Source organism: Methylomonas rosea (genome assembly GCF_024505055.1).
Taxonomy (GTDB): Bacteria; Pseudomonadota; Gammaproteobacteria; order Methylococcales; family Methylomonadaceae; genus Methylomonas; species Methylomonas rosea.
Window position 1 is genome coordinate 16706 of the sequence record NZ_JANIBL010000071.1, and the last position, 10399, is coordinate 27104.

The 10399-nt window shown below is 53.8% G+C and carries 12 protein-coding genes; 10 read left to right on the forward strand and 2 right to left on the reverse strand.

What is annotated here, in order from left to right; genetic code table 11:
- Nucleotides 1-66 precede the first annotated feature (66 nt).
- Complete coding sequence (locus NP589_RS18515; RefSeq protein ID WP_064009850.1) at nucleotides 67-372, forward strand: hypothetical protein; 306 nt, start codon at nucleotides 67-69, stop codon at nucleotides 370-372.
- Between the two features lie 111 nt (nucleotides 373-483).
- On the opposite strand, the gene NP589_RS21790 is transcribed toward NP589_RS18515, so the two are convergent.
- The gene (locus NP589_RS21790) at nucleotides 484-870 is read right to left on the reverse strand and encodes a TraR/DksA C4-type zinc finger protein (RefSeq protein ID WP_371929689.1); all 387 of its coding nucleotides are present in this window, start codon (nucleotides 868-870) and stop codon (nucleotides 484-486) included.
- Between the two features lie 142 nt (nucleotides 871-1012).
- On the opposite strand from NP589_RS21790, the gene atpD reads away from it, so the two are divergent.
- From atpD to NP589_RS18545, 6 genes are all read left to right on the forward strand, one after another.
- On the forward strand, nucleotides 1013-2383 hold the full coding sequence (gene atpD, locus NP589_RS18520) for a F0F1 ATP synthase subunit beta (RefSeq protein WP_256608288.1): 1371 nt from the start codon (nucleotides 1013-1015) through the stop codon (nucleotides 2381-2383).
- Complete coding sequence (locus NP589_RS18525) at nucleotides 2380-2790, forward strand: F0F1 ATP synthase subunit delta/epsilon (RefSeq protein WP_256608289.1); 411 nt, start codon at nucleotides 2380-2382, stop codon at nucleotides 2788-2790. The genes atpD and NP589_RS18525 overlap by 4 nt, the downstream gene beginning before the upstream one ends.
- 2 nt (nucleotides 2791-2792) lie before the next feature.
- Nucleotides 2793-3068: an AtpZ/AtpI family protein gene (locus NP589_RS18530; RefSeq protein WP_064009853.1), complete on the forward strand. Its 276-nt coding sequence runs from the start codon at nucleotides 2793-2795 to the stop codon at nucleotides 3066-3068.
- A 136-nt stretch (nucleotides 3069-3204) separates the two neighbouring features.
- A complete protein-coding gene (locus NP589_RS18535; RefSeq protein ID WP_256608290.1) occupies nucleotides 3205-4284 on the forward strand; it encodes a lytic transglycosylase domain-containing protein in 1080 nt (359 codons plus the stop codon).
- Between the two features lie 174 nt (nucleotides 4285-4458).
- A complete protein-coding gene (locus tag NP589_RS18540; RefSeq protein ID WP_256608291.1) occupies nucleotides 4459-5148 on the forward strand; it encodes a F0F1 ATP synthase subunit A in 690 nt (229 codons plus the stop codon).
- A 2-nt stretch (nucleotides 5149-5150) separates the two neighbouring features.
- Complete coding sequence (locus NP589_RS18545; RefSeq protein ID WP_020483596.1) at nucleotides 5151-5417, forward strand: F0F1 ATP synthase subunit C; 267 nt, start codon at nucleotides 5151-5153, stop codon at nucleotides 5415-5417.
- Nucleotides 5418-5451: 34 nt separating this feature from the next.
- Here the strand turns inward: NP589_RS18545 and NP589_RS18550 are convergent, their stop codons facing one another.
- On the reverse strand, nucleotides 5452-7560 hold the full coding sequence (locus tag NP589_RS18550) for an acyltransferase family protein (protein WP_256608292.1): 2109 nt from the start codon (nucleotides 7558-7560) through the stop codon (nucleotides 5452-5454).
- A gap of 264 nt (nucleotides 7561-7824) precedes the next feature.
- On the opposite strand from NP589_RS18550, the gene NP589_RS18555 reads away from it, so the two are divergent.
- The 3 genes from NP589_RS18555 to NP589_RS18565 all read left to right on the forward strand — a co-directional run.
- Complete coding sequence (locus tag NP589_RS18555) at nucleotides 7825-8580, forward strand: F0F1 ATP synthase subunit delta (protein WP_256608293.1); 756 nt, start codon at nucleotides 7825-7827, stop codon at nucleotides 8578-8580.
- Nucleotides 8540-10009 carry a F0F1 ATP synthase subunit alpha gene (locus NP589_RS18560; protein WP_256608294.1) on the forward strand — a complete coding sequence of 490 codons (1470 nt, stop codon included), beginning with the start codon at nucleotides 8540-8542 and terminating at the stop codon, nucleotides 10007-10009. Before NP589_RS18555 ends, NP589_RS18560 begins: the two co-directional genes overlap by 41 nt.
- On the forward strand, nucleotides 10006-10399 hold a 394-nt coding region (locus NP589_RS18565), incomplete at its 3' end, for a F0F1 ATP synthase subunit gamma (protein WP_256608295.1). The genes NP589_RS18560 and NP589_RS18565, both read left to right, overlap by 4 nt.

Here is a 10399-nt window from a genome sequence, read left to right on the forward strand (position 1 = left end):
CAGATACCATGGTGTTTTGCAATATTTCTCCCCATCATTTCCAGTGCATCATAAGAGGACATATTTATGCGCAGAGTCAGACCGAATACTTCCGTTCTTCTCTTAACTTTAATGGTCGCCGGTTGTGCTAGTGAGCCAGCCGCCCCGACAAAGCAGGCGGACAAAATTCTGTCCGGTGAGCAAATGTTGCGGGATAGTCAGGGCATTGCGCAGTTGGGCAGCCGTTGGCAGGAAGGTAAGCAAATGGTCGAACGCGGACAAGTGATGCAACGTGAAGGTCAGATAAAGATCGACGAAGGGCGCAATCTGGTCGAGGAAGGCCAAAAAATCATGCGTGAGAGTGAAGAAGGTTATAAAAACATAAAACAGTAAGACAATCCGCATGCAGTTGCCGGATCGTTTGTAAGGTATATGCAGATGATAGTGTTTTTCAGTCCGGTGGCTGTGGGCGTTAAAAAAGCTTTCGCTACCGGCCTGATGGGATTACGCTGCGTTACTGTCGTGGACTTTTGGGTTTTGCGGAACCAAGGTCAAGACGGGTTTAGATATTTTAATGCTGGAGTTGTGGATAGCCCTGCATTCCTGCTGCGTGTTGTAGCAAAAAGCGCATAGCGACGTATTTGGCAAAAACTGCAACTCGTCCGGAGGAATTTCATCCCCGCACCTTGAGCAAAAGCTTAACTGCGTTGCCTTTGGTTTCATGTTTCCCCCTCTTTCTCGTAAAAATCGTTGCTGAGGATAAACGGAATATTTGTTGCCTTCTGTTGGAACGCCGGCATTTTTCAACACTCCGCTGTTAGGGCAATGTGATAAAGTCCAAAGTTCCCGGACTAACACCGGGAGACCGGCGCTAATCGGTGAGTACGACATAGTGCAAATATGCTAAATAACTAATGCGATTATCCAAGTAGTGACGATTCCGTAGCAAGCTTTTTTCGTTGGCGGGCGCAAGAATCTAAAAAATATGTCCACCCAGGTGCTGTAGGGGGATTATGCGTCGGAGTAAGCTGCTATGACAGGTGAGATGAATCAGGTGGGTAGCATCGAGGCCGCGCAGGGGCCGGTGGTCGATGTGCGTTGCGATTACCTGCCGCCGATAGGTCAGGCACTTGATGTGGTAAACGGCGCAGGCCGCTACGTGCTGGTCGTGTTTCAGCATCTGGAGCCGACGCTGATTCGGGCAATTGCCTTGCATTCAGTCTCGGGGCTATTTCGTGGCATGCCGGTGTTTGACCGTGGCGACGCTCTGAATGTGCCGGTCGATCCCAGTTGTTTGGGGCGGATGCTGAATGTGTTCGGCGATCCGCTCGATGGTGGCCAGCCATTACCTAGTGGCGTTTTCCGCAATATTCTCTCTGCGCCCCCCCTGCTGTCCGATACGCTGCCGGCCTCGCAAATCTTGGAAACCGGCATCAAGGTCATCGACCTGCTTTGTCCGTTCGTGCGTGGTGGGAAAACTGGCTTGTTCGGCGGAGCCGGTGTCGGCAAGACCGTGCTGATGATGGAGTTCATGCATGCGGTCAGCGTGACGATGCAAGGCGTATCGGTTTATGCCGGCGTCGGCGAACGCATGCGCGAAGGCCACGAACTCTGGCATGAAATGGCTGATGCCGGCGTATTACCCAAAGCACTGCTGGTCTATGGACAAATGGACGAGTCGCCCGGCGTGCGCTTTCATGTCGGTTACACCGCCTTGGCGTATGCCGAATATTTGCGCGATACGCTGGATACCGAAGTGCTGTTCCTGATGGATAACATATTCCGTTTCGTACAGGCGGGCAGCGAAATTTCCGGACTGCTCGGCCGCATGCCGGCTACGGTCGGTTATCAGCCGACTTTATTGACCGAAGTCGCGTCGCTGGAAGAACGCATCGTCTCTACCAAATCCGGCTCCATCACTTCGGTGCAGGCTGTCTATGTACCTGCCGACGACATGTCCGACCCAGCGGTGGCCACCATCCTGGGGCATCTGGATAGCGTGGTGATTCTGTCCCGGCAACAGGCCGCCAAAGGGATTTATCCGGCCATAGACCCCTTGCGATCCAGCAGCCGAATCATGGATCACCATATCCTTGGCGACCGGCACTATCAGGTGGCCCGTGCCGTCCGTGAGCATTTGTCGCGCTATCGGGAGTTGGAAGATATTATCGCCATGCTCGGTATCGAAGAGCTCTCGCAGGAAGACCGGCGTATCGTCGAACGGGCGCGCCGCTTGCAACGCTATCTGACTCAACCGTTTACCACCGTAGCCGATCATACCGGCATGCCCGGCGTAAGGGTGCCGCTGGCGCAAACCATCGCCGACTGCGAAGCGTTCATGGATGGCAAATACGACCAGCTCAGCGAAGCCGATTGCTATATGAAAGGGGCAATGCCGGCATGAACAGTTTCGGGTTAACTTTGCTGGATAGCCGTGGCGCTGAGCATTTCGATATCGTCACCCAGTTTATCGGCGCCGATGCCGACGGTAGTTTCGGGATTTTGGCCGGGCATATTCACTGCGTGGCCTTGCTTAGATACGGGTTGGCCCGTTTCACCGATCAATCCGGCGTCTGGCATTATTTGGCCTTGCCCAGCGGTGTGCTGCGCTTTGCCGACAATCAACTTACCGTTACGACAGTGCGCTATTTTCTCGGTGCAGACCGGGATGCCATCTGCGAACGGCTCGGGGCGGAAATGGCCCAGGCCGATTCAGAGGTACACACCGCGCGGGCGACGCTGTCGGAAATCGAACGTGCTTTGGTGCGGCGCTTAGCCGAACTCAGTAGTCGCGGATCAGCGGAGATATAGCCATGGGTTTTAGGGACAAATTAATCGAACACACCCGCCGCGATCTGCGGCGCCTTGAAGATAAAACCCGCCGCCCGGCGACTTGGGTCGGTATGTTGTTTTATGGCGGCACGCTGGGTTTACTGTTTGTAGTACCTATCGTCGCCGGTGCGTATTTGGGGCGGTGGTTAGATACGTTGGCCGCCGGTTATTCGGTGCGCTGGACAGTCAGTTTGATCGTGTTGGGTATTGTGGTTGGTGCTTATAACGTTTTTCGATTTTTGCAGGAAAAAAGCTGATTTTTTTCGGATTTATTCTTCACGAAAATTCGAAATGAGCGCTATTATTTATTGAAAATACACGAGGAATATTTTATCTCTCCTCGGCTAGGCAAACTTTACCTCGATCAACGTTGCACCCAATAACCAGACCAAAATGAAACCACCCTTGCTGCGTTTAACTCTTCCCTTATTAATCTTGGTGTTATTGAATGCTTGCACCAGCAGTTCGCCGGTAAAGCGAGAGAAAATTGCGTCGGTTAGGCCGAATATCGTCCAACAACGACCGTCTTATCAACCGCAACCGGCCCCTTATAAGCCAGCGTTTTATACGGGGACTTTCCCAAAACCGGCGGCATTGGAGCCGGCCGTGGATTTTTGGCGAAAAACCTATGCGGTCTGGCAACGTTCCGAAGTGGCTTTTCACGATGATCGTTATCTGGATGTCGTCTACGAAGTCATGACCTTGCCGGGCTATGTCGGGGAAGGCCTGACAACTGAGCAAAAAGACATGATTAGCCAGCGGCGAGAATACTGGAAGGCCCAGTTGGCCGAATTGGAAAGTAAAGTGCGTTACGGTGCGGCGTTGAACGCCAACGACAGACAGTTGATAGCCAAACTGGAAAGCAATGGCAGATCATTAAATAGCGTATTGCCTGGTCTTAGCGACAGGCTGCGTTCGCAACGCGGCACGCGTGAGCGCTTTAAGCGCGGATTGGAGATTAGCGGCCGCTATGATTTGCAGTTTCGAAAAACCTTCCGCGATGCCGGTTTGCCGGAAGACTTGGCTTATCTGCCGCACGTAGAGTCCTCGTTTCAACCGTCCGCCAAATCCTCTGCCGGCGCAGTCGGCATGTGGCAATTTACCAAAGCCGCTGCCAAAACCTTCATGCCCGGCGGTGATCGCGTCGATCAACGTTACGATCCTTTCGTCTCCGCCAACGGCGCGGCCCGTTACCTGAGTTACGCTTACGGCAAGCTTGGCGACTGGCCAGCGGCTGTGACTTCTTACAATCACGGTATCGGCGGAATGAAGCGTGCACAAAACCAAGTCGGCAGCGACTTCGTGCGCATCGTAGACACCTATGACGGTCCGGCCTTCGGTTTTGCCTCCCGCAACTACTATGCGCAATTCCTGGCCGCCCGCGAAATTGCTTCCAACCCCGAACAGTTTTTCCGGGAAGGTGTCCGTTACGAAAGTCCGTTGGCTCCCGGCCAATACCTGGCTGTCGAATAAGTTAACCTTACCGTTCCGGCCGCTTTCCGGACGGAGCGCAAACGCTCTCCCCACAAGGGCTATCGTAAGAGTCAAATGTAGCTTGGGCGGAGCGGAGCGAAACCCAACTAAATCAAAATGTTGGGTATCTAGGCTGGCTTTCGGCTATGCCCTTACGTTTATCGAGGTGCGGACATGAACAACTCAGAATCTGTTGCTACCACGGTTTTTCAACTCGGCCCACTGGCGATCAGTAACACGGTTGTGACTACTTGGGGCGTGATGCTTGGCTTTGTACTGTTAACCCTGTTGCTGCGCTTCAGTCCTCAGCCATCCTCATTGCGAAATTTGCTCGAAGCGCTGGTAGTGGCGATAGAAAGCGCGATTGCCGAAGTCTTACCGGCGGCGTCGGTGCGGCGGGTGCTGCCGTTTGTGGCAAGTTTGTGGTTATTTGTACTGGTCGCCAATCTGGTGGGTTTAATTCCGGAACTACATGCGCCCACCCGCGACTTGTCCGCCACCGCCGCATTGGCGGTGCTGGTGTTCGGTTCCACTCACTGGTTCGGGATTCGTGATCGCGGCTGGCGCCAGCATTTTCGCGATTATGTTGAGCCCAGTATCATCCTGTTACCGTTTCATATCATCAGCGAATTTACCCGCACCCTGGCTTTGGCCATCCGCTTATTCGGCAACATCATGAGTCTGGAAATGGCGGCCTTGCTGGTATTGTTGATTGCCGGCTTCCTGGTGCCGGTGCCGTTATTAATGCTGCATGTGATCGAAGCCGTGGTGCAGGCCTATATCTTTGGTATGCTGGCGCTAATCTACATCGCCGGTGCGTTGGAACCTAGCGAATCCGATACATCCGCAATTCCCGAGGAATAGCCATGAACGACATTCATTTATTCAGCATGATTTCCACCGGCGTGGCCGGTCTGGTGATCGCCCTTGGGACGATGTTGCCGGCTCTGGCAATGGGTAAGGCCATCGCCGCTGCTTTGGAAGCCCTGGCTCGTCAGCCGGAAGCCGAAAAAACCATCACCCGTACCTTGTTTATCGGCTTGGCGATGATAGAGTCTTTGGCGATTTATTGTTTGGTGGTGGCCCTGATTGTGTTGTTTAGAAATCCGTTGCTTGAATATTTTTTAAAATAACTCGCCTCGGATTGCCATAGAGTCGCCCATTCGTTTATTTGGACTCTTTGCCCAGCCATTCGGCGAATTTATCGAAAATAAACTTACTGCCGCGCATGGAAAGATGATCGTCGTCGTAAAAATAAGACATGTCATCGTGCATGCCGCCGCAAGTCGATTCGTCGCATAAATATTCGTATGCGGGGAAAATCTTAATCCGCTTGTGCGTGGCAGTGTTGATAGAGTCGACCGCTCTTCTGTAGTTGATATTCCGCTCTTCAAAAGACTTTCTGGAGACGTCGCACTCGGGTAGCGGTCTTTCAGTAATTCGCACCGGCCGCTCGTCCACACAGTTTTTGGCGCTTACGCCAATTTCCGGTACGTCTTCAATAAAAACCACCGATTTGCCCAGCTTTAAAATCTCATTGATAGTGGCGACATAGCCGGACACAAATTGATTGTAATTTTCCGCCAATACATCATCCGGGCTTTTAATAATCCGATAGACGTTTTTCGTTTCCGTATTGCCGAACCCGGAACCTTCTATGTACATCGCGCCTCTGGTTGCAAATGCCACGCGCTGAATTGACGGGAATTCCTTCAGCAGCTTCAGCACGATAGGAATGACTACCCGGCATCTGGTCGATTTCTCTGCAAATTCTTCCGTGGGATTTATGCTCACCAAATCGATAAACGGCAGGCAGCCATTGACAGCCACCAACGCCAGATCATTCGAGCCTTTGGAAATCGAGTCGTAGACAAATTGCGCGGCGTGACTATCGCCGACCACCAGTGTTTTTGGCGTGGCGGTGGTAAAGCGGCACATCAAATAATTGTAACTGGCGCCCCCCAATACCGCCTTACAGCGCTCATCGACCCAGTCCTCCGGCGTGTTGTAGAGCACTGTGCCGTTCACGTCGGCATACATCTTGGTTTTGGTCTGTGCATCGGCTTTACGAAACTCCAGGCCATCCCGGGAATATGAAGCGTAACCTATATAGCCGATACCCAGCATCAACAGCATCAGTACCGCCGTCTTGGCTCGGCTGTGACTGCCTAAGCGTATCGGTTTTTCCACCAGTTTGTAGGTAAGCCAAGCCAATGCCACTGCCAGTAAAACCGCAATTGCGCGAATATTCATACTGGGCACTTCGGTCTCGATTATTTGCGCAAAAGACAGGAGGGGCCAGTGCCATAAATACAATGGAAAACTGATCAAGCCGAACCATACCGCTAGCGGGTGGGACAAGACGATACGATTAACCCAGGCATTCGGCCCTGCCGATATGATCATTACCGCAGCCAACATCGGTATGACCGCCCAACGGCCAGGGAAATTGAAATCCTTATTAATGATGAAAAAACCGAAGGCCAACAGGAGTATGCCCAGAAAAGAAAGTGCGTTGGCAAGCGTCTTGCCGTCAGCGGCGTGAGAATTTCGATAAACCGCGCAAGCCAGCCAGCCGTCAAGTTTTAGCTTGAGCGAGGAAAATGAATCCTTCTTGTAGAGCGTCATCCAGGCCAGCAAACTACCGCATAACAGCTCCCAAAACCGGGTTTGCGGCGAGTAAAACGTCGCAACGGGATGAGCAATGATGCCTGTGATATTCAAACAAAAAGAGACGATGGCGACCAGAATCGTGATGGTCAACAGATTGAAATTCCGCTCCCAGGCAAACCAAAGCAACAAGGGCCAGACAATGTAAAACTGTTCCTCAATGCCCAAACTCCACAAATGCAGCAGCGGTTTCGTCTCGCCGGAATTGTCGAAATAGCCGGCCTCGCTCCACAGCACAATGTTGGAAACGAATCCGGCGCCGGCGGCAATATGTTTGCCCAGTTGTTTGTACTCATCGGCAAACAGCGCGAACCAACCGAAGGCGTAACAGGCAACTAATACCAGAATCAGTGCCGGGAAGATGCGTTTAACCCGGCGGGCGTAGAATTCGACGAAGCTGAAGGTGCCCTTTTCCAGGTTCTGAAAAATGATGGTCGATATCAGATAACCTGAAATCACAAAGAAGATGTCTACACCTATAAATCCGCCTTGCAAGCTCTTGGGAAAGGCGTGAAAGGCGATAACCGAGAGAACGGCAATGGCTCTCAAGCCGTCAATATCCGGACGATACTTGGGGTGTGACAGGTGTGCTTGCAAAGAGGTCATAGGGTAACGAAATGCTAAGTTGGTTCGGGCTTCCCGTCTTATCTGCCATGGCTCAGGTGGTCGGGCAGGCTCTAATCCGGAAAGTCGGGCCGTATTCTAAGCCGTAAGTATTCCAGCCTCAAGACGTGCCTAAACGGCAAACTACGTGGGGTAAATTTTCAGACATCAAAACCATTGCGGGGTTTAAGATAGCGGAGAAACTAATCGGCGGTATTTTCGTAACAACGCCGCAAAATCATATCCAACAAAACAGGTTACCCATCCATGATGCAATTCGACTGGACAACCTTTATCCTGGAAATCCTCAACTTCCTGGTCCTGGTATGGATACTGCAACGTTTCCTGTATCGCCCGGTGCTGGCAATGCTCGATGCCCGGCAGCAGCGCATCAAAGATGAAACCGAGCAGGCCGCGCAGTTGCGCAACGAAGCGGAAGCCCTGCGCCAACAATACGAGCAACGATTAACCGATTGGAATCAACAACAAGAAACCAGTCGCCGCCAACTAGACGAAGAGTTGGCCCAGTTGCGCAATACCGCAACGGAGACTCTGAAACAAACCCTGGCGGACGAAGAAGCCAAATTGCGGGTTCGCAACCAGACGCTGATTGCGGCACGGGAAGCGGCTTTGATAAGGGAAGCGGCGGGCGCGGCGTATGGGCAGGCCGCGGCCATGTTGCAACGGCTGGCATCGCCGCAATTGACGCAGCGTGTTGTCGAGGTGTTTCTACAGGATCTGTTGAATATGCCGGATAGCGAACAAGCCGCGCTGCGTAAAGCAGCGGCGATGTTGATTGCCGCTTCTGCGGTCGAGGTGCTTAGCGCGCATCCTTTGAGCGAAGCCGATCAAGCGCGAGTGTCGGCAGCCTTATCGGGCGCTGCCGGACAAACCTTACAACTCAGGTTCAAGGAAGACCCGGCCTTGATTGCCGGTCTGCGTGCCATAGTCGGCGAATGCCAATTGCACGCCAATCTGGCTGATGAGCTGGCGTTTTTCCGGCGCCAAGCCAATCATGGTTGAGCCGGTTAAACCCTATCAATTTGGCCTGCGTTTATCCGAGCGCGGCTGCGTGGCCGGTATCGGCGACGGCATCGCTTGGATACGCGGCTTGCCGACCGCGCGGCTGGATGAGTTGATCGGTTTCGACGACGGCAGCACCGGTCTGGTGTTTCAGTTGGGCAAGGAGGTGCTGGGGGCGATTCTGTTGTCGCAAAACCGTGGCGTTACTGCCGGTATGGCGGTGCAACATATCGGTCGCAAGCTGGAAGTGGGCGTTGGCGATACTTTATTGGGACGGGTGGTCGATCCGCTCGGTAGTCCGCTGGACGGATTGCCGCCGCCGGAATTACGCCAGTTTCGCTCATTGGAAGCCGCCGCGCCGCCCATAATCGAGCGCGATTTCGTGTCCGAACCTTTATATACCGGTTGCAAGATCGTCGACACGCTGATCCCGATCGGCAAGGGCCAGCGCCAATTGATCATCGGCGACGACGGCATAGGCAAAAGTGCGCTGGCCTTGGATGCCGTAATCAACCAACGCGGTCGCAATGTCTTGTGCGTGATGGTGTTGATCGGCCAGCCACGTTCTTCCGTCGCCGGTACGATAGAAGCACTGCGCCAGGCCGACGCGTTGGCCTATACCGTGGTGGTGGTTGCCGAAGCCAACGCCTTGCCGGGTTTTCGTTACCTGGCGCCGTTTGCCGGTTGCGCGATTGCCGAACACTGGATGCGCATGGGCCGCGATACGCTGGTGGTCTACGACGATTTGACCCGCCACGCCCAGTCCTATCGCGAGCTATCGCTGTTACTGCAACGGCCGCCGGGCCGCGAAGCGTATCCTGGCGATATTTTTTATCTGCATTCCCGGCTGTTGGAGCGCTCCACCGTGTTGTCCTCGGCATATGGCGGCGGCAGTATGACCGCCTTGCCCATCATCGAAACCCGTCAGGGCGAGTTGTCGGCGTACATTCCCACCAATCTGATTTCGATCACCGACGGCCAGATTTATCTGGAAAGCAAGCTATTCGCGGCGGGTATGCTGCCGGCCATCGATATCGGCCGGTCGGTGTCGCGCATCGGCGGCAAGGCCCAGCATCCGGCCATCAAAACCGCTTCCGCGCATATTCGCTTGGACTATTTGCAATTTCTGGAATTGGAGCTTTTCGCCCGTTTCGGGACGCGTTTAGAAGCCGGGGTTGAGGAAAAACTGCAACGCGGCCGCTTGCTGCGGGAAATATTGAAACAGGACCGCTTGCAACCTTTGTCCGAACGAGCACATCTGGCATGGTTGCTGGCCTATGGCGAGGGTTTACTGGAAAGTCTCAAACCGGAACAGGCGGCCGGCGTCTTGGCAGAGCTAATGGCAAAATTGCCGGATACTTTGATGTTGGATTCGCCTAAAAAGCAATGGCTTACGGTGTTGCGGCAATTATTGGCGGATAAAATATGAGTCAGCGCCGGGAAGTCGAAGCGCGATTAGCCTTGTTCGACGATTTGTCCGGCATTCTCGGCGCGATGCGCAGTTTTGCCTTGGCCGAACTGCGGAAAGTGGGTACGCGCGAAGCCGCGCAACAACGGGTAGTGCAATCCTTGCAGACAGCCTTGGTCGATTTGGCCGATAGCTTGCCGGAGCCGGTTTTAAGCTCGCCCGCCAACGACATCTGGCTGTTGTTTGGTTCCGTGCGCGGCTTTTGCGGCAGCTTTAACGAAGACGTGATCCGCTACTGGCGCAAAGAGTCCACTCAGCAAGGCCCGCTGATTCTGGTTGGCGAACGCCTGCACCAAATGGTTGACGAGCGCGCCGCGCTGCAACGGCTGCGCGGCGCCGACGGCGGTTTGG